The organism is Microbacterium sp. OVT16B (genome assembly GCF_019969705.1).
In the GTDB taxonomy this organism is placed as follows: domain Bacteria; phylum Actinomycetota; class Actinomycetes; order Actinomycetales; family Microbacteriaceae; genus Microbacterium; species Microbacterium natoriense.
Window position 1 is genome coordinate 3,857,493 of record NZ_JAHXZA010000001.1, and the last position, 21,068, is coordinate 3,878,560.

Consider the following 21,068-nt stretch of genomic DNA (forward strand, 5'->3'; position numbering starts at 1 on the left):
AGCGTAGATTCTCCGGAGTTCTGGCACGCACCCGAGCCCGAAGACAACGTCCGAAGTCCTCCGGCGGATCGGCTGGCCCGCCGAATCGGCCCGCCGGATCCACACGCACGGATGGACCGCCGTCGGATCGGCCGGTGCCAGATCGGCCGGCCTGCCTGGCCGGCCCGGGAACGGCTACCCGGCGCCGGGCGGAGTCTGTTTCGAGTCGGCGAGCTCGTCGACGACGAGGTGACGCTGGTCGATCGATCCGTTGCGGTACGCCTGGCGACCGACCATGTGCGCCGACAGGGGTGCGGTCGCGAACTGCATCAGCACGATGGGCGCCACGAGCACGAGGCCGAGGAGGATGCCGCCCACGGAGCGCTGCGACAGCGCGATCGCGATGCAGATCAGCAGCAGGCCGAGCACCTGCGGCTTGGTCGCCGCGTGCAACCGCGACGGCACATCGCGGAAGCGGAGGAGGCCGACCGCCGCCGACAGGCACAGCAGCGCCCCGAGCAGGATCAGCACGAGGACCGCCACGTCGATGACGGCATCCGGGATCATGAGACCGAACACGTTCATGGTGTCGTGTTGTCCCTTCTCGCGACGAAGCGGGCGACGGCGATGGAGCCGAACACCCCGATCGCGGCGATGATCAGCAGCACGGGGATGCTGCGGGTGTGTCCGTTGATGGCCATCTCGGCGCCGAGCACGCACATCACCTCGGTGAGGAGCACATCGGACGCGACGGCGCGGTCGAGGATCGAGGGGCCTCTGACGATGCGGATGACGGTGAGCACGGCCGCGACGCCGAACACGACCATGATGACTGCGAGCAGGATGCTCATCGCGAGGCCTCCGCCCTTTCGTCCTCTTTCAGCGCACGATACTGCGCCGGGTCGCCGAGCGCACGGACGATCCGCTTCTCCCACAGGAGCACGCCGGCCCTCTGCTTCTCGACGTCGGCCATGCTGCGCACGCCGATCACGTGCAGGTAGAGGATGCGGCGGTCGCGATCGGCCTCGACCACGAGAGACCCGGGGACCAGCGATGACGCGACGGCGACGTGCGTCATCATGAGGTCGTCGGAGTAGCGCAGCTGCACGGCGATGATCGCGGTGCCCGGCTGCCGGCGGAAGTCGAACACCTGCACGGCCACGGAGAGCGCGCCCCGCAGCACGGCGAACAGGAACTGCACGCCGAGGGTCACGGCGTACCAGACGTTGATGCGGCCGGAGAGCTCCACCGTCGGCAGGCGGAAGACACGGGTCACGAAGATCGCGACGACGAGACCGGTGACGAACGACAGCAGCGTGAACTGCGCCCACAGCAGCATCCAGAGCACGACGAGCCAGGCGAGGAACGGCAGCTGCACGCCGAGGTCTCGCCAGAAGTGCCGGCCGCTGTCGGGGCTCATCCGTCGACCTCGTCTTCCAGCTGCACGAGGCTCACCGGCTGCAGCAGCGCTTCGCCGATGCGGTCGCAGAGGGCGTAGAGGGGGCCGGCGAACACGGTCAGGGACACCGTGACGGCGACCATCCCCGCCGTCGCCACGGTCATGATCGCGGGGATGCGGCGGCGCTCCTGCTGCTCATCGGCGGCGGGGGCGTTGCCCAGGTGCGAGATGCGGCCCTCGGTCTCGGTGGAGTCCTCCTCCTCGCGCCAGAAGGCGAGGTTCCACGCGCGCATCAGGGCGTAGAGCGTGAGCAGCGAGGTCACGATGCCGCCGACGATCAGCACGATCATGAGCGGGGTCCCCACGGATGCCGCAGCCTCGAACAGCGCGAACTTGCCGATGAATCCGGAGAACGGCGGCAGACCGCCGAGGTTGATCGCGGGGATGAAGTAGAGCACGGCGATCACCGGCGCGATCTTGAGCAGCCCCTTCACCCGCAGGATCGACGTGCTGCCCGCTCGACGCTCGACGAGGCCGACCGCGAGGAACAGGGTCGTCTGCACGATGATGTGGTGGACGATGTAGTACACCGTCGCCCCGATCGCCGCGGGGGTCGCTATCGCGAGTCCGAAGATCATGTACCCGACGTGGCTGACCAGCGTGAAGGACAGGATCCTCTTGAGCTCGGCCTGCGCCACCGCACCGAGCACGCCGACGATCATGGTCGCGATGGCGATGATCAGCAGCAGCGTGTTGATGCTGTTGTCGGCGAACAGCTGCGTCTCGGTGCGGATCAGCGCGTACACGCCGACCTTCGTCAGCAGGCCCGCGAAGACGGCGGTGACCGGGGCGGGCGCCGTCGGGTAGGAGTCGGGGAGCCAGAACGACACGGGGAAGATCGCGGCCTTGATGCCGAAGGCGATCACGAGCATGAGGTGCAGGACGAGCTGCGTCTCCTGCGGGAGCTCCGTCATCCGCTCGGCGATCTGCGCCATGTTCACGGTGCCGAGGGCTCCGTAGATCATCGCGATCGACGCGAGGAAGAGGATCGACGACACGAGCGACACGACGATGTAGACGGCGCCGGTGCGGATGCGCGATTCGGTGCTCCCGAGCGTGATGAGCACGTACGATGCGACGAGCAGGATCTCGAATCCCACGTAGAGGTTGAAGAGGTCGCCGGCGATGAAGGCGTTGAAGATGCCCGCCGCGAGGATCAGATACGAGGGGTTGAAGATCGAGATCGGGGTCTCTTCGGCGCCGTCGGCGACACCCTGGCCGATCGAGAACAGGAGCACGGCGAGCAGCACGATGCTCGACACCAGCACGAGCAGGGCGGCGAGCCGATCGACGTACAGCACGATGCCGAACGGCACCGGCCAGCCGCCCACCGAGACCGCGAGCGGACTGCCCGCATCGACCGCGACGAGCAGGACGGCGGCGATCACCGAGACGACGACGAGGGTCACGACCGTGACGATCGACTGCACGCGGGCGTTGCGTCCGAAGATCAGGGTCACCGCCGCGCCGAGCAGCGGAAGGGCGACGAGGAGGGGGATGAGGGCGGTCACGTGCGGTCTCCCCCATCGTCGGATGCCGTCGGCCGGTCGACCGGGGCCTCATCGTCGATCGCGGGGTGATCGCGCATGTGCAGCACCGTGATCGGGGCGGTCTGCACGCCGACGAAGTCGGTGGTGACGTCGTCGTCGGTGTAGTCGCCCTCGTCGTCGCCCATGAGGTCTTCCTCGGCATCCGTGCGTCCGCGGATGGCGATGTCGTCTTCGTCGTCCTCGACCGTGTCGGCCTGCCCCAGCTGCCAGGAGCGGTAGATCAGAGCGAGCAGGAACGCGGAGACGGCGAAGGTGATGACGATGGCGGTGAGGGTCAGCGCCTGCGGCAGCGGGTCGCTCATCTCCCCCTCCGTGCCGAAGAACGGCGCGTTGCCCGGCACTCCCATGACGATCAGCAGCAGCAGGTTCGTCGCGTTGCCGAGCAGCAGGAAGCCGATGAGCACGCGGGTCAGGCTGCGCTCGAGCATGGCGTAGACACCGCATGCGAACAGCACGGCCATGATGACGATGAGGGTCAGCGAGACATCCATCAGATGTTCACCCCTCTCTCGCGCATCTCCTGCGTCTGCCTGTCGACCTCGGCGCCGAGGCTGCGCAGCACATCGAGCACCAGGCCGATCACCACGAGGTACACGCCGATGTCGAAGATCGTCGAGGTGACGAACTCCATGTGTCCGAGACCGGGGATCTCCCACTCCCAGAACGTGCTGGTGAGCGGGGAGAGGCCGAAGAACAGCGGCACGACGGCGGTGCCGACGGCCAGCACGAGTCCCGCCCCGAGGAGGCGTCCGGCATCCGTCGGCGCAGCCGCACCCAGTTCCCAGCGCCCGCCGGCGATGTACCGCATCACGAGCGCCATGCCGGCGACGAGGCCTCCGGCGAACCCGCCGCCCGGGAGGTTGTGGCCGGAGAACAGCAGGAAGATCGACACGACGATGATGGTGTGGAACAGCACGCGGACGATGACCTCGAGCAGGATCGACCGGTTCTCCGGTTTCATCTTCGACCCGCTCACGAGCCAGGCGCGCGGACTGCTGCGGTTCTCGGAGGTCTGGAAGCGCACACCCTCCGTGGTCTCCACGAGCGGCCGACCCCGCGTCGCCCGCCGCGCGGACCTCGGGAGGGTCTTGGTCGCCGCGAGCAGATCGGCGCGATGCGTGACGAAGACGAGGGATGCGACGCCCGTCGCGGCGAGCACGAGCACGGACAGCTCGCCCATCGTGTCCCATCCGCGGAGGTCGACCAGCGCGACGTTGACCACGTTCTTGCCGTGCCCCAGCTCGTAGGCGAGCTTCGGGAACATCGCGGAGATCGGCTCGGCGACCCTGGACTGTGTGGCCACGACGGCGACCAGCGCCATCGTCACGCCCACGCCGATCCCGAGCAGCGCCCTCGGGATGCGGCCGACGGAGGCGTTGTGCTCGCCCATCCGCGCGGGAAGCCTCCGCAGCACCAGCGCGAACGTGACCATCGTCACCGTCTCGACGAGCACCTGCGTGAGGGCGAGATCGGGGGCGCCGCTGGTCGCGAAGAGGGCGACCATGCCCAACCCGGTCACCGAGACGAGGACGACGCCGGTGTAGCGCTTCTGCGCGCGCACGGCGAAGATGCCCGCGACCGCCATGAGCGGGGCTGCGGCGATCTGCGCCGGAGTGTGCCACGCCGAGAGCTGGAACCGATCGATGTCGCTCGCCAGCAGCGCGGTGACCTCGGCGGCGACGAACACCACGAAGATCGTTCCGACGTAGACCGGCAGCGAGCCCCGCTGGGTCAGGGTCGTGCTGAGCACGGAGAGTCGGTCGATGCCGCGCATGGCGAGGTAGTAGGCGTCGGCGGCGGTGAACGGCAGCACGCGCGGCTTGCGATCCCAGCCGGTGCGGCGGGTGAGCAGGAACAGGCCGATGCCGAGCAGGATCGTGAGGATCGAGATGCCGAGAGCCGGTTCGAATCCGTGCCAGAGGGCGAGATGACCCGGTCCTTCGACGGCCTCCCCCGCGTGATCGAGACCGGGGGTCGCGGTGACGGCGTACCCCTGCAGCGCGACGTCGAGCGCCGGGGCGCCGATGCCGGCGGCGAGGGTGAGCCCGGCGAGGATGATGGGCGCCGCGAGGAAGCCAACGGGCGGATCCGGCCATGCCGTCTCCGGCATCCGGTCTCCGCGCTGATCGCGCTTCGTGAAGAACGCGCCCCAGAGGAAGCGCGTGCCATATGCCGCGGTCAGCATGGACCCGACGGCGATGCCGATGATCGCGACCAGACCCCACGGCGAGCCGCCCTGGGCGTCGTCGAGGAGGGCCGTGAGAGTCGACTCCTTGGCGACGAATCCGATCGTCGGCGCGATGCCTGCCATGGACGCCACCGAGATGAACGCGGTCGCCGCGAGGATCGGGGCCTGTCTGCCCACGCCGGAGAGCTCGGTGATGTCACGGGTGGAGAGCTGGCGGTCGATGATCCCGACGATGAGGAAGAGCGCCGACTTGAACAGCGCATGGCCGATCACCAGGGCGAGGCCGGCGAGGGCCGACGCCTGCGTGCCGTATCCGACGACGACCGCGAAGAAGCCGAGCTGGCTGACGGTGCCGAAGGCGAGGATGCGCTTGAGGTCGGTCTCGCGCAGGGCCTGGATGCCGCCGAGCAGCATCGTGAAGACGCCGAGAGAGATGACGATGGGGCGCCACGGCCCGCTGAACGCGAAGATCGGGGCGAACCGGGCGATCAGGTAGATGCCGGCCTTCACCATCGCGGCCGCGTGCAGGTACGCGCTGACCGGCGTCGGGGCCGCCATCGCTCCCGGGAGCCAGAAGTGGAACGGGAACAGCGCCGACTTGCTGATCGCACCGATCAGCAGCATCACGATCGCGGCATCCACGATCGGTCCCGTCGGCGCCAGGGCGAGGATCTCACGGATGCTCGAGGTACCGGCGTCGACGACGAGGAGGACCACGCCGACGAACATGACCAGGCCGCCGAGGGTGGTGACCAGCAGAGCCTGCAGGGCGGCGCGTCGGCTGGCCGCTCGGCGGCGGTAGTGGCCGATGAGGAGGTACGAGAGGATGCTCGTCACCTCCCAGAACATCACGAGCATGACGAGGTCGTCGGTGAGGACGAGTCCGTACATCGCGCCGGCGAAGCCGAGCAGGACGCCGGCGAACTGGCCGATCCCCGCGGAGTCGTCGTGGAAGTACCAGCGGCAGTAGTAGAGCACCAGCGCGCCGACGCCGGTGACGATGAGAGTCAGGACCCAGCCGAGGACGTCCATGTGCATGGACATGTTCAGCCCGAGCTGCGGGATCCAGGACACGGTCTCGAAGGGCGAGTCGCCCGTGTCGAGGACCTGCGGCGTGAGCACGAGGGCATGGATGAATGCCGCGGCGGGAATGAGCGCGGCGACGATGAACGCGCGCGCGCCGATCCAGCGCACGAGAACGGGCATCAGGAGCGATCCGAGGAGGAACACACCGAGGAGGGTCAACATGATCGTGGCTCCCTCTGGGCTCGTCGGCCTTGCGGCACTGGCGGGCGGGTGTCCGTCCAGTTTACCTGGGTGAAAGGTGTGAGCGTGCGAGAGTTGTCCCATGCGACGCGCCTGGACCCGTGAGCTTCTCGGCTGGTTCGCCGCGCTCGGCGTATCGATCGCCGTCGCCGGACAGGTCGCGGCATCCGCTCGTTCCGAGCTCCTCTTCCGCGACGGGGACTCGCTGATCGTCGCGATGTTCGCCCGATCCGCTCTCGCCGGAGGACCGCTCGACTGGGCCATGTCGAGTGTGCTGTTCCTCCCGGAGTCCGGCGTGTTCGCGGGTGTCGACGGCCTGCTGCCGCTCGATCTCGACGGTCTGCTCGCCGTGAACGCGGTCGTGAATCTGCTCGCCCTGTACGGCGTGATCCGTCTCGCGGCCGGCCGCAGACACGAGGGGAGCGCCCCTGTCGCGTGGTCCCTGGTCGCCCTGTGCGCCTTCGGGGTGCTGGCCGCGACGGAGACCTCCGCGTCGAGGGACGCCCTGGAGCTCGCCTCGTTGCAGCTCACGACGACCTACTACTCCTCGACCGTGGTCGCGGTCATCGCCGTCATCGGTCTGATGCGACGCGCGCTCGATCGCCCCGGGTTCGTCTGCGTCGTCGCAGTCGCTCCGATCGCCGCCGTCGCGACGCTGACGAATCCGCTCTTCGCGGTGTGGGCGACGGTTCCGCTCACGGTGCTCCTGGCGATCGGGTTCTTCCGACCGCGGGCGAGGGGGCGGATGCTGCTCCTGCTCGCCGTGCTCGTCGGCGGCACGGCCCTCGGCTTCCTCGCTCGTATTCCGTTCTCGGCATGGATCGCGAACACCGGTGCGGGATACGCGCAGCCGGAGCTGTGGATGCAGTCGATCGGCTACTACGGCGGCCTGCTCGGCGACCGTCTCTCGACTCCGCTGGGCCTCCTCGGCGCGCTCGTCACCGCCGCTCTCATCGTGCTCGCCGTGCTCAGGACCGTCCGCGCCTCCACCGACGCGGAGAGGTTCGTCGCGGCGGCGGGATGGATGCTGCCGCTGCTCGTCACGCTCGGTGCGATCGCGCTCGGCACCCACGCGGCGCGGTACCTCCAGCCCATCGCGTTCGCCCCGCTGCTCGCTCTCGTCGCCGCACCCCGCGCCCTGCGCCTGCCGGAGCGGCCCGCGCGCCAGGCGGCCGCCGTCGCCTCGATCGTTCTGCTCGTGGCCGGCGGCCTCAGCATCCCTCGGCTTACCGCGGCCGCGCAGGCGCCCGATTCCGACCTCACCTGCGTGACCGACTGGGTGAACGCCTCGGGACGGACCGGCGCCGGTCAGTTCTGGACCGTCCGGCTGCCGAAGGCGCACCTCGACGACCCTGCGCAGCTGGTGCAGGTCGACAACAGGCTGAACGCGTACGCCTGGCTGGTGAACCGCACCGACTTCGCGGTGGGCGAGGTCTCGTTCCTCGTCGAGGATGCGCAGAGCGTGCAGTGGGAACTGCCGACGCCGGCCGTGCCGCAGAGCGTCGTGCCGTGCGGCCGCTACCGCATCCTCGACTACGGCTCCACGACGCTCCCGCTCGGCCCGCCGCACAGCTGAGCGCGGCGCCGACGCCAGAACTCCGGAGATCCGTCAGGTTCTCGCCGGATACTGGGTCTTCAGGTCGGAGAACACGCGAGTCTCCGGAGTTCTGGCGCTGCACCGGCGACCACCGGCACGGCGACGCATCCGGACCGGGCCTCAGCCCCGCGGAGCCGCGGTCGTCGTGCCCTCGCGGAAGCGGCAGGTCAGGTGCTGGGTGATGCCTGGTTCGCCGCGGAGCATCCGCGCGACCTGCTCGCCCGCCGCGCGCCCCTTCTCGACGGCGGGCTGCACGCTCGTGGTGAGTACGGGCCCGCCGAGCCCGTCGACGGCGATGCCGTCGAAGCCGGCGACGGAGAGGTCTTCCGGCACTCGCAGCCCCAGCTCCTCGGCGGCGCGGATCACTCCGACGGCGAGCAGGTCGCTCTGGGCGAGCACGGCCGTCGGGCGGCTCTCGGCGTCGGCGAGCAGCATCCGTCCGACCAGGAGACCCTCGTCGATCAGGCTGCCGGATGCCGAGATCGCCGGCGCATCGGGGAAGACCGACCTCATGCCCGCGAGGCGGTCGATCGTGACGTCGACCGTCGCGGTGCTGATCCGCTGCGGGGTCACCTGGAGGCGGTCGCGCGCGGTGTCGAGCGGCAGGGTGACCAGGGCCACATCCTCATGCCCGAGATCCCGCACGTGGCGGGCGACCGCGGCGGCGGCATCCGCGTTGTCGAGCGTGATCCGCGGGATGCCCTCTCCGGCGTCCCCCTCGATCACGACGACGGGAAGGCCCCGGCCGCGCACGATGTCGAGCGAGGCGCGGGTGCGCCCTGAGCATCCGATGAGCACCACGGCGTCGACCGGCGCGTTCGCCAGCGGAGACCCGTCGCTCTCGCCCGGGTCGTCGCGCATGAGCAGGATGCCGGCGCTGAGGTCGGCGAGGCCGTCGGTCAGTCCGTCCATCATGGCGGTGGTGACCGGGTCGAGGAAGGCCGCACGCAGATGCCCCTCGAGCACGACGGCGACGATGCCGCTGCGTCCCCTCCGCAGGGAGGCGGCACGCGGATCGGGGCCCGCGTAGCCGAGCTCGGCGGCGGCGGCGAGCACGCGCTCGCGCGTTCCCGCCGAGACCTTGGCCTTGCCGCTGAAAACGACGGAGGCGGTGGATGTCGCGACGCCGGCCTCGCGCGCGACGTCGGCGATCGTCGCTCGTCGCGGGCTGTCCTGACTGCTCATACTCCGAGGATACCTCCCCTGGTTTCGCGGGATCGAATCGATTCGATAGAGTGTCCGGCATGGACACCGCCCTCACCCGTCCCCAGTTCGTGCGCTGGCGCGCCGCGATCTTCGCGATCTTCCTCGCGAGCGGCCTGTCGATCGCGACCTGGGCCTCTCGCGTGCCCGACATCAAGCTCGCCCTCGACATCGACAACGCCCAGATGGGGCTGCTGCTGCTCGGCATGGGCGTCTCGTCGATCATCGGCATCTCGACGAGTCCCGCCGTCATGGCGCGCACCGGTGCGCGGGTCGGGATGCTCGCGACGATGCTCACGTTCGCGGTCGGGCTGACGCTGGTCGGCGTGGGCACGAACGTGATGGGCTCGGCGCCCGTGGTCGTCATCGGCCTCGTGCTGTTCGGGTTCGGCAACGGCTCCCTCGACGTCATGATGAACGTCGAGGCCACGGCCGTCGAGCAGCAGATGGGCAAGACGATCCTCCCGGTGTTCCACGCATTCTTCAGCTTCGGCACGGTGATCGGCGCGGGTCTCGGCGCCCTCGCCGTGCACCTCGGCGCGAACGTGTCGCTGCACTCCTTCGTCGTCGCCGGCGTCATCGCCGTCCTGGCTGTCGTGTGCTTCGCGAACGTCCCCGTGCGCGAAGCCGCGCTCGACCCGGCTCCCGCGGAGAAGCCGCACTGGCGCGAGCGGATGCACGTGGCGCTGGAGGCCTGGCGCGAACCGCGCACCTACGCGCTCGGCGTCGTGATGCTGGGCATGTCCTTCGCCGAGGGCGGGGCCAACGACTGGCTCGCGCTCGGCGTCTCCGAAGACCACGGCGCCGGTCCCGCCGCAGGCGCCGCCGCCCTCGCCACCTTCTCGGTCGCGATGACGGTGGTCCGACTCTTCGGCGGTCCGCTGGTCGACCGCTTCGGCCGGGTCATCGTGCTGCGCATCCTCGCGATCACGGCGGCTGGCGGCATCCTGCTCTTCATCCTCGCGCCGAACACGCCCCTGGTCTTCGTGGCTGCGGCGCTGTGGGGCATCGGGGCCTCCCTCGGATTCCCCCTCGGCATGTCGGCGGCGGCCGACGACCCCGCCAAGGCCGCGGCGCGCGTGAGCGCCGCCGCGACGATCGGCTACATCGCCTTCCTCGGCGGCCCCCCGGTGCTCGGATTCATCAGCGAGCACGTCGGGCTGCTGAACACCCTGTACATCCTCGTGGTGCTCGCCGCGCTCTCCGGTCTCTTCTCGGCGGCGGCGCGGCCGCTCCGCGCCGACGAGATGACCGAGCCGGAGAAGCAGGGCTAGGCGACCCGGTCGGCTGACGTCGACGAGGAAACCATCCGTAGAAATACGGTTACCCCGCCGTGGGCGGCTTGTTACGGTGGCCGCGGGGAGTCACCCTCTCCACTCGAAACGAACCGATTCTTGGAGGAAAACATGTGCAGAGACACACGCTGGGGCTTCGCCTTCGGACTTCTCGGCTGGGCGATCATTCACGACTACTGCCTCTACAGCTGATCCCGCCGCTGCCATCGCGGGTGCAGGTCACGGCCGTCTCCGGTCGCCGTCGCGCACGAGAGCGGCGGCGTGAGAGCGACTGCGGGCGCCCAGCTTGGCGAGCACGCTCGACACGTGCGTCTTCACGGTCGGCACGCTGATCCCCAGCCGCTGGGCGAGCTGGGCGTTGGACCACCCCTGGAGGATGCCGTCGAGCACCTCCTGCTCGCGCGACGTCAGCTCGGGCAGCGCAGGGGTCGCGATGTCGGGCGGACTCCCCATGCCCTGGGCCGCCGCGGCGAGCGCACGTCGCGTCACCCGGGGGTCGAGCGCCCCTTCACCCGCGGCGACCGCACGGACCGCGGCGACGAGAGACGACGCATCCACGGTCTTGAGCAGGAACCCGGCCGCACCGGCCCTGATCGCCCCGAACACCAGCTCGTCCTCATCGAAGCTCGTGAGCACCAGGACGTCGCTCAGCCCCTGCTCCACGATCTCGCGCGTCGCGGAGACGCCGTCGCGCCCCGGCATCCGCAGGTCCATGAGCACCACGTCGGGGCGCAGGGCTGCGGCGTTGCGCACCGCCACGTCTCCGTCGGCGGCCTCGCCCACCACGCGGATGCCGTGCGACTCGAGCATGATGCGCAGGCCCGCGCGGATCGCACCGTGATCGTCGGCGAGCAGCACGGTCGGGGCGCTCATACCGGCCTCGCGGGCAGCTGCGCCTCGACCAGCCAGCCACCGGCGTGCGGCCCCGCGGAGAACCTGCCGCCCAGCGCCTCCACCCGCTCGGCGAGCATGCTCAGGCCCCAGCCGCCGCCCTCGTAGCCGGCCGCGACGAGAGGCGCGCCGCCCCGGGACTCCACGCGCACCGTGATCGCGGCATCCCTCTCCTCCATCGTCACATCGACCTCCGCGCCTCCGGCGTGACGCAGGCAGTTCGACAGCGCCTCGCGCACGACGCGCACCACGGCCTGCTCGGTCGGCCCCGTCAGCGTCGTCACGCTCTCCGCCGACACCCGCACCCGGAGTCCCGCGCGGCGCGCATCGTCGGCGAGCGCCTCGACATCGGCCAGCCGGGGCGTCGGCGAGAGCTCTCCGTCGCCCCTCCGCAGCACGGCGATCATCGAGCGCAGCGCTCCGTGGGCATCGATGCCGGCATCCCGCACCGCCTGCAGCGCCGCGCGATCGGCCCTCTCATCGGCCGGCGTCGACAGCGCGGCCTCGGCCCTGATCGCCATGGCCAGCACGTGACCGGCGACGACGTCATGGAGCTCCTTCGCCATGGTCTCCCGCTCGCGCAGCACGGCCTCCGCACGATCCCGCACCGCCGCGGCCGCCGCCTCCTCTGCGCGCTGGCGGTGGAGGTCGGCGAGCTCGTTCGCCTGAGACACGGCGACCGCCCACCAGTAGTCGGTGCCGACGAAGGCCCCGAACTGGACCGCCACCAGGAACGCCGTGGGGGCCGAAGCCTCCGACACGAGGAGCGCGACCACGAAGAGCACCACGACGCTGAGGATCATGGCGATGAGGATCCTGCGCCGCGCCCGCGGGGAGGCCAGGAACGCCGCCGTCCACAGCACGTCGAGGAGCACGACGAGCGGGCCGAGCCCGCCGGTGGTGAACAGGTCGACCGCGAACACGACCGTCGCGGCGATCAGCGAGAGCCACGGAGCGCGGTGCTTGGTCAGGACGAGGATGCAGGCGGGGAGCGCCGTCGCCAGAGTCCACCAGGGAGAGGCATCCGCGGGGAGCACCGAGAAGATGCTCCAGATGCCGCTGAAACCGAGGAACGCGGCGAGCGCGCTGAGCAGGGCGATGAGGAGGGCGTCGACCGGCCGCCGATGCGACAAATACCACTCGCGGATGCCGCCGACCCTCGCCTCCTCCATGCGTTCATGCAACCACGGCTGGCCGTTCCCCGCATCCGACCAAGGTATGAGGAGCGGCGAATGCGACCGCGACCTTCGCCCGATCCGCGCGGGGGCGAGCGCGGAGAGGCTGGTCGCATGGAACTCTTCGGCGGACTCCCGCTCCCCCTCTCCCTGGCCCTTCTGGCGCTGATCGACGGGCTGAGCGTCGGCACGCTGCTCATCCCCGTGTTCCTCCTCCTCAGTCCGGGTCGCGTGCGGGCCGGACGCATCCTGCTCTACCTCGGCACCATCGCCGCGTTCTACCTCGTGGTCGGACTCCTCTTCCTCTGGGGCCTGGTCAACCTCGTCGACGTCGCCTCCGACTTCCTCTCCTCCTCGGCGGGGCTGATCGTGCGCCTCATCGTCGGCGCCGCGCTGCTCGTCGTCGCGTTCGCGATGCCGACCGGCTCGAAGGCCCGCGAGGCCGCGTCGGCATCCGCAGCCTCGGGCACAGCGACATCCGGCGCCACAGCATCCGGCGGTGCCGTATCCGCCGCGCGCACCGATCCGCTCACCCCTCCTCCCGCCGCTGCTCCTCCCGCCGGCGGCGCCGTCCCTGCGCCCGCCCCGTCGTCCGGACGCATCACGCGATGGCGCGAGCGCCTGCTGGATCCTCGCACCCGAGGAACGGCGGTCATGGCGGTCGCGATCGCCGCGGGCCTCGTGGAGGTCGCGACGATGCTCCCCTACATCGTCGCGATGACGATGCTCGCGGATGCCGGGGCGAGCACGCCGTTCCGCGTGCTCGCGCTGGTGGGCTATTGCGCTCTCATGGTCGCCCCGGCCGTCGTCCTCCTCGTGCTGCGCATGGTGGCCGCCCCTCTGGTGCAGCGGCCGCTCGAGCGCTTCGCCGCGTGGATGGAACGCACCGGCGCCGAGAACACCGCCTGGATCCTCGGCATCATCGGCTTCCTGATCGCACGTTCCGCCGCGACGGAGCTCGGGATCTTCGATGCGATCGGGACCATGCTCGACCGGTGACCGGCCCCGACGGTCCGGCGCGACCGGACGCGGTCGCGACGAAGTAGGCTCGACGGGTGCGTCTCGTCATCGCCCGCTGCTCCGTGGACTACACCGGGCGGCTCAATGCTCATCTCCCTCTCGCCACGCGCCTGCTGGTGCACAAGGGAGACGGAAGTCTGCTCGTGCACTCCGACGGCGGCAGCTACAAGCCGCTGAACTGGATGAGCCCGCCGTGCTCGCTCTCGCCCGAGGAGCCCGGTGAGGAGGAGGCCAGCGCGGGTGTCGTCGAGGTCTGGCGCGTCACGCACAAGAAGACCGGCGACGCGCTGCGCGTGCAGATCTACGAGATCCTCCACGACTCGAACCATGACCTCGGCATCGACCCCGGCCTGCAGAAGGACGGCGTCGAGGCGGATCTGCAGCGGCTCCTCGCCGAGCAGGTCGAGCTCGTGGGCGAGGGGACCACGCTCGTGCGGCGCGAGTACCCGACGGCGATCGGCCCCGTCGATCTGCTGGTCCGGGATGCCGAGGGCGCGGCCATCGCGATCGAGGTGAAGCGCCGCGGCGACATCGACGGCGTCGAGCAGCTCACCCGCTACCTCGAGCTGCTGGGCCGCGACCCGCACCTCGCCCCGATCACCGGCATCTTCGCCGCGCAGGAGATCAAGCCTCAGGCTCGCGTGCTCGCGGAGGATCGCGGCATCCGCTGCCTCGTCCTCGACTACGACGACATGAAGGGGATCGATTCGGGCGCGCCGCGCCTGTTCTGATGCTCTGCCGCCCGCGTCGCGGTCAGGAGATCAACGCCCCTGTCCGTCCGGGCGCTCGGCGATGAACATCGACCTCTTGAGCTCCAGGACGTGCGCCCGCGCGGTCCGCGCGGCCCCGAGGGCATCTCCCTCTTCGATCGCCGCGAGGATGCGCCGATGCTCGTCGTTGCTGTCGCGCAGGTACGCGATCGGGTACGGCACGAAGTAGTCGTAGAGCTGGTCGGCGATGCGGCTGTGTTCGGCGAGAGCCCAGTCGAGACCCGAGGCCGAGGCGACAGCACGATGGAACGCGCGATCCGCGTCATGGAACTCCGCCCAGTCGGCGGCAGCCACCGCGTCCTCCAGAGCCTGCGCCGCCTCGTCGAGCGCCCGTGCTCTCGCTCCGTCGCGCACGGTTCCTGCCGCCTCCGCCGCCAGGGCGGACTCGATCAGCGCGCGCTCGTCGATCAGCTGGATCACGGTCGACGTCCTGTCGCGGAATCCGCGCACGGAGCCGTCCTCCTGCCACGTCCGCGGATCGATCGGGTCGCTCACGAACGTCCCGCCGCCCCTGCCGCGGCGGCGCTCCAGGATCCCCTGGTCGGCGAGTGTGCCGAACACGCGCCGAAGGGTCATCAGACTGACGTTCAGCGCCCGGGCCGTGCTCTCGTGCGGCGGCAGCTGCTCGCCGGGCTTGAGCAGTCCCAGCTCGATCGCCAACAGGATCCGTGCGCGCACCGCATCCGTCGCGCTGAGCGGCCGGACCCCGTCCAGCGGGCCCGAGGCCAGGACGTCGCGCTCCGCTCGTTCGGTCATCGGCGCCCCTCTGTGTCGATCCGCGCCCGCATCGGATCCCGAGCACTTCCACCGAGGGTACGCCCGCGTCGCCGGGCCCGCCTAACCCTCTTGCCGCGCCTCCGCGAGCCGGTTGCCCCCGCCGAGCGCGACCCCGAGGAGGAAGACCGCCGGCGGGAGGCAGGCGAGGAACACCGAGAGTCCGACGCTGCCTCCGGTCACGAGCGTGAAGTTAGACAGCACGACCCACCCAGCGGCGATCAAGCCGATCACCGCGGCGGCGGGCACCAGCACCGTCGTGACGACGTGTCCCTCCCGCAGTGAGGGATGCCGGCGGAAGAACACCAGGACCGCGATGCTCGTCATGAGCATGAGGAGCACCATCCCGACGGTCGCGACCCCCGCCATCGAGCCGAACACTCCGACGAGAGGCTCCACGCCTCCGATGATGAACGCCACCATGATGACCGTCGCCGTCACCGTCTGCACGAGCGACGACACCGCCGGCGAGTGGTGCCGCGGGTGCACGGTGCCCCAGCGCGCCGGGAGGACGCCCTTGCGCGACAGGGCGAACTGGTAGCGGGCGATGACGTTGTGGAACGAGAGCACGCAGGCGAAGAGACTCGTCACGAGCAGCACCTGGACGATGTCCTGGACCAGCCAGCCGAGATAGCGACCGGTCATGTCGGTGAGCATGTTGGCCTCTCCCGCCAGCGTCGCCGTCGCGAGATCGACGATCCCCTGTCGACCCCCGCCCACGACCATCGCCCAGCACGACAGACAGTAGAAGACGCCGATGATGATGACGGCGAGGTACGTCGCCCGCGGAATCGTCCGCTCCGGATCCCGCGCCTCGTCTCGGAACACCGCGGTCGCCTCGAATCCGATGAACCCGGTCAGCGCGAACAGCACGGCGACCGAGAGCCCCGGCGCGAAGGCGTTCGCCGGATCGAAGGTGTCCCACACGATCCCCTCCGCGCCTCCGGTCGCGAAGATGACGGTGTCGAGCACGATGACGACGCCGATCTCCAGGACCAGCGCGATGCCGAGGACCTTGGCCGACAGGTCGATGTGCCGATATCCGAGCACGGCGACGAGCGCGACGGCGGCGAGGGAGTAGACGCCCCAGGGGATCGCCGGGCCGCCAAAGTGCTGCACCAGATCATCCACGGCCCACCCCAGATAGCCGTAGATCCCCACCTGGATGGCGGTGTACGCGAGGAGCGACACGAACGCCGTCCCGAGACCGGTCCGACCATCGATCCCCTTCGTCACATAGGAGAAGAACGCGCCGGCCTCCTTCACGTGCGGCGTCATCTTCACGAAGCCCACGGAGAACAGCAGCAGGACCACGGTCGCGATCACGAAACCAACCGGGGCGCCGATGCCGTTGCCCAGACCGATCGCGATCGGAGCGTTGCCGCCGATCACCGTCAGCGGCGCGGCCGCGGCGATCACCATGAAGACGATCGAGCCGGTGCCGAGCCTGCCGCGGAGCCGGTGCTCCGTGGTCGTCTGATCTGCACTCATGAACTGTCCCTCTCGGTCGTGATCCGGGTGCGGATGCCGGGCGTCATGCCGGCTCCTTGGGGGTCGGGGGCGACGACGAGTCCTGGGCGCCGGTCCCGAAGATACGGATTGCGCGCCTGAGCGCTGCGCACCTCCGCCGGGTCGATCCTGGCGAGGAGCAGCGCGCGCTCCTCCGGGCCGGCGGCGGCGAGGACGCGTCCGGAGGGGTCGACGATCGAACTCAGTCCGACGTAGTCCAGCTCCTTCTCGGAGCCGATGCGATTTGCGTAGGCTACGTACACCTGGTTCTCCCAGGCGCGGGTGCGGATGACGTGCTCCGCGATGAACTGGTACGGCGCCATCTGGGCCGTGGGCACCAGCACGAGGTCGGCGCCGGCGGAGGCGAGCGTGCGGACCGTCTCGGGGAACTCCACGTCGTAGCAGATGAGCAGGCCGATCCTCACGCCGTGCAGCTCGACGATCGGACCGAGGGCGTCACCCGGCTCGAAGAGCGAGACATCCAGATCGCCGAAGAGGTGGGTCTTGTCGTACCGCGCCACGACATCGCCGTCCTCCGACACCAGGAGAGCCGAGTTGGAGATGCCCGCCGCAGCGGGCAGTCCCGTGCCGACGAGGAGCGCGATCCCCTCGCTCCGCGCGATGTCGCGGATGCCGTCGACGAGCTCGTCCCGCACGACATCGGCCAGCTGCGCTCCCACGTTGTAGCCCGTGAGGTACATCTCGGGCGTCATGAGGAGCTGCGCACCCTGTGCCGCAGCATCCCGCGCCGCCTCGCGGATGAGACGGAAGTTCGCCTCGACGTCGGCGCCGACGCCCTCCGCCTGGAGCACGGCGACAGTGAGTCCGTTTGAATAGCTCATTGCGAACACTTTAGCCACGCGCGGGCTTCCCGTCCAGAGTCAACCTCGGGCTCGCGCCCAGGGCTCGGCGAACGACGAGACTCCGTCCGCGGCCATCCGGGCGGAGACGGTGCCCGTAGGCTGGAGGCATGCCCCACTCCCCCTATACCTGCGTGCTGTGGGACGTCGACGGCACCATCATCGACGCCTCGGTCGGCATCCTCCGCCGCCTGAACGTCGCGCTCACGCACTTCGGGCACCCGGCGCCGACGAGGGACGACCTGGTGCACTGGATCGGCCCGCCGATGTTCCAGTCCTTCCAGGTCCAGGCCGGCATGACCCCCGAGGAGTCCGCCGATGCCGTGGCCTTCTACCGCTCACTGGGCAAGGCCGACGGGTACACCACCGACGTCGCGACCTATCCCGACGTCCCCGAGATCATCCGCGAACTCCACGCCGCCGGGGTGCCGCAGGCGACCGCGAGCTCGAAGCCGGAGAACCAGGTCGACGCCCTCGTCGACCACTTCGACCTCCGCCCGTACTTCCTCGCCACGGTGGGGGCGACGCCGGATGAGGCGACCCTGGCGTCGAAGGCCGACATCGTTGTCGAGGCGCTGAAGCGGCTCCGCGAGCGCGGCGCCGACACCTCGCGCCCCGTGCTGATCGGCGACCGGCACCACGACGTCGAGGGCGGGAACGTCAACGGGGTGCCCGTGATCTTCGTCGAATGGGGCTTCAGCGACGAGCACGAGGGAGACGATGCCGCGTTCCGCGTGTCATCCCCCGACGAGCTGAAGGCCCTGCTTCTCGTCTGACTCCGTCGATGCACCGCCCTCTCGGAGGGAGACGGTGCGCCGCCCGTTCAGGAGGAGAACTCCGCCTCGGGAGGAGAAATCCGCGCCGATCCTCAGCCCGAACGCGCGAACTCAGCCCGAACGTGCGAACTCAGCCCGAAACTGCAACACCTCGGAAAGCACAGAACTCCCCGCCGGTGGCCGCGCTGAAGCTGCGACCCCGGTCGGGGAGTCCTTGGTGCGTCCGCTCCTCAGAGAGGACGGATGTTCTCTGCCTGCAGGCCCTTGGGGCCCTGCGCGACATCGAACTCGACTCGCTGGTTCTCTTCGAGAGACCGGTAGCCGGATGACTGGATGGCGGAGTAGTGCGCGAAAACGTCAGCGCCGCCGTCGTCGGGGGAGATGAAGCCGAAGCCCTTCTCCGAGTTGAACCACTTGACCGTGCCCTGGGTGCTCATGTACTGCCTGTTCTGCTGGAAAAGAAGCCGACGCAGGATGCACCGACATCGCTAACGCTAGTGGAGCAGCGGCTGAGCGGAAGGGCCGGGGTCAGCCCGTAACAGAAATGTTGCACGAGCCGTCACACCGCGTCACAGAGGATCCCGCGGAAGACACCCGGAAAATTGTGTGGCCCTCACCGCGGGGGGAGCGATGAGGGCCGAAGACGACCGGAGGGTGCGTCAGAAATAAGCGTACCCCCTCCGAAGAGGTTTTGTCCCCCATTTGGGGGACATTCTCGAAAAATCTCAGCGGAACGATAGCGGCCCCCTCGAGCAGCCCATTGGGGACTGAACTACTCGAGAGGGCCCAATCGCATGCACGGACCGTCTTGCCTCTGGGGAAGGCTTCCCGTCTTCTGGGGAAAGACGGAGACGATCGATTCCCCTGTGCACGCACCTACACCATAGGGGACGGATGACGATCTCGCCACGATCACGTCACCGGTGAGAACAGGCCTGGAATCCCCGTCGACGAAGGGGTACCCTGCGGACGCGACCGCCCATAAAATGTGGTCGTGCTGAGAGATTCCTCACCGCAGTTCCGCGAGGCTGGCGGCAATGCCGAGCGGCGGAGACTCGCGCTCATGCTGCGTGCCGCCATCATGCGCGGAGACTTCCCGGAGGGGAAGCTCCCTCGGGAGTTCGAGATCATGCGCGACTACGACGTCAGCCGCGCCGTCGTCCGAGACGTGCTGCAACAGCTCAAGGAGACGGGCGTGGTCAGCCGCACCCACGGGGTGGGCACGCACGCCGACATCGGATCCGTCTTCGGTCTGTACGAGTTCCATGGCGTCGACGTCATCCCGGAGCAGTCGACCTATCCGCGCGTTGTCGATCGCACGATCATCCCCACACCTCCGGTGGCGAAGGAGCGGATGCCGGAAGCCGGCCCGCAGGTGCTGCGAGTCGAGTACCTCGCCGCCCCCGCCGACTACGCGAGCGCCGTCTCCACGAACTACTTCGCCCTGCCGAAGGCCGCGAGCCTCGAGACCGCGCCGTTCGGCCACAACATCTACCAGTTCCTCCACAACGGCGGACTGCGGCTGTCGTCCTCCGAGTTCCTGATCGGCGCGATGCTCGCGGACCAGTCGGTGGCCACGCGATTGAGCGTGCTGCCTGGTAGTCCGCTGCTGAGCCTGGAACAGGTGATGTACGACGAGGAGGGCGTGGCGTTGAGCTTCTCCACCGTGGCCCTGCGGGCCGACCGGGTCGCCTTCTTCTCCCGCGTCGGACGCTCCGACGGCGGCGATGCCCTCCGCCCCTTGAACGAGAGCGCAGTGCCCGACCTCGGATTCGGCTGATCCGCGGAGACGCTGGCGGCAACCGGCTCAGATCGCGACTGCGCGCGTCCGTCGGCGCAGCCGCCCCTGACTGACGGCGATGCCGAGGATCACCACCACAGCTCCGGACGGCTCGTTCCAGGAGATGTGCTCGCCCCGCACGAGGATGCCGAGAGCCACTCCGATCACCGGCGTGAGGTAGGTCACCGTGGATGCGTTGGTGGCACCCCACGCGGTCACGATGTTCGTGTTCCAGACGTAGGCCACGCCCGTCCCCAGAACGCCGAGGGCGAGCACCGCGACGATGACGGGAGTCGACAGGTCGACCTCTCCGCGAGCGACGACCGGAGAGAGCACCAGCATCACCGCCGCTCCGAGACCGACCTGCACCGTCGCGACCGGTATCGCTCCGAGCCTGCGCGGCGTGACGAACCGGCGGAGGTACACGAACGCGATGCCGTAGCTGAGAGTGGCGCCGAGACAGGCGAGCTGGGCGAGCACGGATCCGGCGCCGAGTCCCTCCCACGGTGCGAGGACGACGACCACTCCGAGGAAGCCGACGAGGATCCCGAGCAGGGTCGTCCTGGTCGGACGCTCCTCACGGAGCGCGACCAGCGCCACCAGCACCGTCATCAACGGGGTCGTCGCGTTGTAGATGCTCGCGAGACCGGAGGAGATGTCCTGCTGCGCCCACGCGAAGAGGAGGAAGGGGATGACGCACAGCAGCAGCGCCACCACGAGCAGGTGCGCCCAGATCATGCCCGGCGACGGCAGTCGATGACGGCCGATGACGCAGACCGCCGCGAGCGCCAGCGCTCCGGCCACGAGCCGGCCGAGCACGACCTGCGCAGGGGAGAGCCCGGTCAGCGCGATGGCGACGAAGAGGAAGCTCGCACCCCAGGTGAGAGCCAGCAGGATGAACTGCAGCAGCACGCCGCCGCGCCTGATCTGCGTGGCGCCCGTGACTGCATCCGTGTTCGGCATCCGCTCTCCTCCG

General features: G+C 69.6%; 20 protein-coding genes. 6 read left to right on the forward strand and 14 right to left on the reverse strand.

Going from position 1 to position 21,068, the window contains the following annotated elements:
- Positions 1–174: 174 nt before the first annotated feature.
- From mnhG to LC438_RS18095, 6 genes are read right to left on the reverse strand one after another with little or no spacing between them, the layout of a single operon-like run.
- Positions 175–564 carry a monovalent cation/H(+) antiporter subunit G gene (gene mnhG, locus LC438_RS18070; RefSeq protein WP_105673481.1) on the reverse strand — a complete coding sequence of 130 codons (390 nt, stop codon included), beginning with the start codon at positions 562–564 and terminating at the stop codon, positions 175–177.
- Entirely contained in the window at positions 561–830 is a 270-nt protein-coding gene (locus LC438_RS18075; protein ID WP_105673480.1) for a monovalent cation/H+ antiporter complex subunit F, read from the reverse strand. Before LC438_RS18075 ends, mnhG begins: the two co-directional genes overlap by 4 nt.
- Complete coding sequence (locus LC438_RS18080) at positions 827–1,399, reverse strand: Na+/H+ antiporter subunit E (protein ID WP_105673479.1); 573 nt, start codon at positions 1,397–1,399, stop codon at positions 827–829. Before LC438_RS18080 ends, LC438_RS18075 begins: the two co-directional genes overlap by 4 nt.
- Positions 1,396–2,949, reverse strand: coding sequence for a Na+/H+ antiporter subunit D (locus LC438_RS18085; RefSeq protein WP_223587420.1), 1,554 nt, complete (start codon positions 2,947–2,949; stop codon positions 1,396–1,398). Before LC438_RS18085 ends, LC438_RS18080 begins: the two co-directional genes overlap by 4 nt.
- The gene (locus tag LC438_RS18090) at positions 2,946–3,479 is read right to left on the reverse strand and encodes a Na(+)/H(+) antiporter subunit C (protein ID WP_105673477.1); all 534 of its coding nucleotides are present in this window, start codon (positions 3,477–3,479) and stop codon (positions 2,946–2,948) included. Before LC438_RS18090 ends, LC438_RS18085 begins: the two co-directional genes overlap by 4 nt.
- Complete coding sequence (locus LC438_RS18095) at positions 3,479–6,424, reverse strand: Na+/H+ antiporter subunit A (protein WP_105673476.1); 2,946 nt, start codon at positions 6,422–6,424, stop codon at positions 3,479–3,481. Before LC438_RS18095 ends, LC438_RS18090 begins: the two co-directional genes overlap by 1 nt.
- A 100-nt stretch (positions 6,425–6,524) precedes the next feature.
- Here LC438_RS18095 and LC438_RS18100 point away from each other — a divergent pair, with 100 nt between their 5' ends.
- Positions 6,525–8,018 (forward strand): hypothetical protein, encoded by a 1,494-nt coding sequence (locus tag LC438_RS18100; RefSeq protein WP_105673475.1) that lies wholly within the window; start codon positions 6,525–6,527, stop codon positions 8,016–8,018.
- Between the two features lie 141 nt (positions 8,019–8,159).
- Here the strand turns inward: LC438_RS18100 and LC438_RS18105 are convergent, their stop codons facing one another.
- Positions 8,160–9,224, reverse strand: coding sequence for a LacI family DNA-binding transcriptional regulator (locus tag LC438_RS18105; RefSeq protein ID WP_105673474.1), 1,065 nt, complete (start codon positions 9,222–9,224; stop codon positions 8,160–8,162).
- A gap of 59 nt (positions 9,225–9,283) precedes the next feature.
- Here LC438_RS18105 and LC438_RS18110 point away from each other — a divergent pair, with 59 nt between their 5' ends.
- Positions 9,284–10,516, forward strand: coding sequence for an MFS transporter (locus LC438_RS18110; protein WP_223587421.1), 1,233 nt, complete (start codon positions 9,284–9,286; stop codon positions 10,514–10,516).
- Positions 10,517–10,756: 240 nt separating this feature from the next.
- Here the strand turns inward: LC438_RS18110 and LC438_RS18115 are convergent, their stop codons facing one another.
- Positions 10,757–11,410: a response regulator transcription factor gene (locus tag LC438_RS18115; RefSeq protein WP_223587422.1), complete on the reverse strand. Its 654-nt coding sequence runs from the start codon at positions 11,408–11,410 to the stop codon at positions 10,757–10,759.
- Positions 11,407–12,600, reverse strand: coding sequence for a sensor histidine kinase (locus LC438_RS18120; RefSeq protein WP_223587423.1), 1,194 nt, complete (start codon positions 12,598–12,600; stop codon positions 11,407–11,409). The genes LC438_RS18115 and LC438_RS18120 overlap by 4 nt, the downstream gene beginning before the upstream one ends.
- Positions 12,601–12,717: 117 nt before the next feature.
- Here LC438_RS18120 and LC438_RS18125 point away from each other — a divergent pair, with 117 nt between their 5' ends.
- Both LC438_RS18125 and nucS read left to right on the forward strand, forming a co-directional pair.
- Entirely contained in the window at positions 12,718–13,602 is an 885-nt protein-coding gene (locus tag LC438_RS18125; RefSeq protein ID WP_223587424.1) for a GAP family protein, read from the forward strand.
- 56 nt (positions 13,603–13,658) lie between these two features.
- Positions 13,659–14,354 carry an endonuclease NucS gene (nucS, locus tag LC438_RS18130; RefSeq protein WP_105673469.1) on the forward strand — a complete coding sequence of 232 codons (696 nt, stop codon included), beginning with the start codon at positions 13,659–13,661 and terminating at the stop codon, positions 14,352–14,354.
- A gap of 30 nt (positions 14,355–14,384) precedes the next feature.
- Here the strand turns inward: nucS and LC438_RS18135 are convergent, their stop codons facing one another.
- The 3 genes from LC438_RS18135 to LC438_RS18145 form a co-directional block, all read right to left on the reverse strand.
- Entirely contained in the window at positions 14,385–15,149 is a 765-nt protein-coding gene (locus LC438_RS18135; protein WP_223587425.1) for a FadR/GntR family transcriptional regulator, read from the reverse strand.
- 81 nt (positions 15,150–15,230) lie between these two features.
- Entirely contained in the window at positions 15,231–16,658 is a 1,428-nt protein-coding gene (locus LC438_RS18140; RefSeq protein WP_223587426.1) for an APC family permease, read from the reverse strand.
- Positions 16,655–17,518: a carbon-nitrogen hydrolase family protein gene (locus tag LC438_RS18145; protein ID WP_223587427.1), complete on the reverse strand. Its 864-nt coding sequence runs from the start codon at positions 17,516–17,518 to the stop codon at positions 16,655–16,657. Before LC438_RS18145 ends, LC438_RS18140 begins: the two co-directional genes overlap by 4 nt.
- Before the next feature lie 128 nt (positions 17,519–17,646).
- Here LC438_RS18145 and LC438_RS18150 point away from each other — a divergent pair, with 128 nt between their 5' ends.
- A complete protein-coding gene (locus LC438_RS18150; protein WP_105673465.1) occupies positions 17,647–18,312 on the forward strand; it encodes an HAD hydrolase-like protein in 666 nt (221 codons plus the stop codon).
- A gap of 230 nt (positions 18,313–18,542) precedes the next feature.
- On the opposite strand, the gene LC438_RS18155 is transcribed toward LC438_RS18150, so the two are convergent.
- Entirely contained in the window at positions 18,543–18,749 is a 207-nt protein-coding gene (locus LC438_RS18155; RefSeq protein ID WP_067356903.1) for a cold-shock protein, read from the reverse strand.
- Between the two features lie 557 nt (positions 18,750–19,306).
- Here LC438_RS18155 and LC438_RS18160 point away from each other — a divergent pair.
- Positions 19,307–20,092: a GntR family transcriptional regulator gene (locus LC438_RS18160; protein WP_146114277.1), complete on the forward strand. Its 786-nt coding sequence runs from the start codon at positions 19,307–19,309 to the stop codon at positions 20,090–20,092.
- Positions 20,093–20,119: 27 nt separating this feature from the next.
- On the opposite strand, the gene LC438_RS18165 is transcribed toward LC438_RS18160, so the two are convergent.
- Positions 20,120–21,055, reverse strand: coding sequence for a DMT family transporter (locus LC438_RS18165; protein WP_105673463.1), 936 nt, complete (start codon positions 21,053–21,055; stop codon positions 20,120–20,122).
- Between the last annotated feature and the right edge of the window lie 13 nt (positions 21,056–21,068).

Bases quoted from the DNA above. Each gene is read 5' to 3' on its own strand.
- mnhG (WP_105673481.1), bottom strand. From the start codon at position 564: ATGAACGTGTTCGGTCTCATGATCCCGGATGCCGTCATCGACGTGGCG.
- LC438_RS18075 (WP_105673480.1), bottom strand. From the start codon at position 830: ATGAGCATCCTGCTCGCAGTCATCATGGTCGTGTTCGGCGTCGCGGCC.
- LC438_RS18080 (WP_105673479.1), bottom strand. From the start codon at position 1,399: ATGAGCCCCGACAGCGGCCGGCACTTCTGGCGAGACCTCGGCGTGCAG.
- LC438_RS18090 (WP_105673477.1), bottom strand. From the start codon at position 3,479: ATGGATGTCTCGCTGACCCTCATCGTCATCATGGCCGTGCTGTTCGCA.
- LC438_RS18095 (WP_105673476.1), bottom strand. From the start codon at position 6,424: ATGTTGACCCTCCTCGGTGTGTTCCTCCTCGGATCGCTCCTGATGCCC.
- LC438_RS18100 (WP_105673475.1), top strand. From the start codon at position 6,525: ATGCGACGCGCCTGGACCCGTGAGCTTCTCGGCTGGTTCGCCGCGCTC.
- LC438_RS18105 (WP_105673474.1), bottom strand. From the start codon at position 9,224: ATGAGCAGTCAGGACAGCCCGCGACGAGCGACGATCGCCGACGTCGCG.
- LC438_RS18110 (WP_223587421.1), top strand. From the start codon at position 9,284: ATGGACACCGCCCTCACCCGTCCCCAGTTCGTGCGCTGGCGCGCCGCG.
- LC438_RS18115 (WP_223587422.1), bottom strand. From the start codon at position 11,410: ATGAGCGCCCCGACCGTGCTGCTCGCCGACGATCACGGTGCGATCCGC.
- LC438_RS18120 (WP_223587423.1), bottom strand. From the start codon at position 12,600: ATGGAGGAGGCGAGGGTCGGCGGCATCCGCGAGTGGTATTTGTCGCAT.
- LC438_RS18125 (WP_223587424.1), top strand. From the start codon at position 12,718: ATGGAACTCTTCGGCGGACTCCCGCTCCCCCTCTCCCTGGCCCTTCTG.
- LC438_RS18135 (WP_223587425.1), bottom strand. From the start codon at position 15,149: ATGACCGAACGAGCGGAGCGCGACGTCCTGGCCTCGGGCCCGCTGGAC.
- LC438_RS18140 (WP_223587426.1), bottom strand. From the start codon at position 16,658: ATGAGTGCAGATCAGACGACCACGGAGCACCGGCTCCGCGGCAGGCTC.
- LC438_RS18145 (WP_223587427.1), bottom strand. From the start codon at position 17,518: ATGAGCTATTCAAACGGACTCACTGTCGCCGTGCTCCAGGCGGAGGGC.
- LC438_RS18150 (WP_105673465.1), top strand. From the start codon at position 17,647: ATGCCCCACTCCCCCTATACCTGCGTGCTGTGGGACGTCGACGGCACC.
- LC438_RS18155 (WP_067356903.1), bottom strand. From the start codon at position 18,749: ATGAGCACCCAGGGCACGGTCAAGTGGTTCAACTCGGAGAAGGGCTTC.
- LC438_RS18165 (WP_105673463.1), bottom strand. From the start codon at position 21,055: ATGCCGAACACGGATGCAGTCACGGGCGCCACGCAGATCAGGCGCGGC.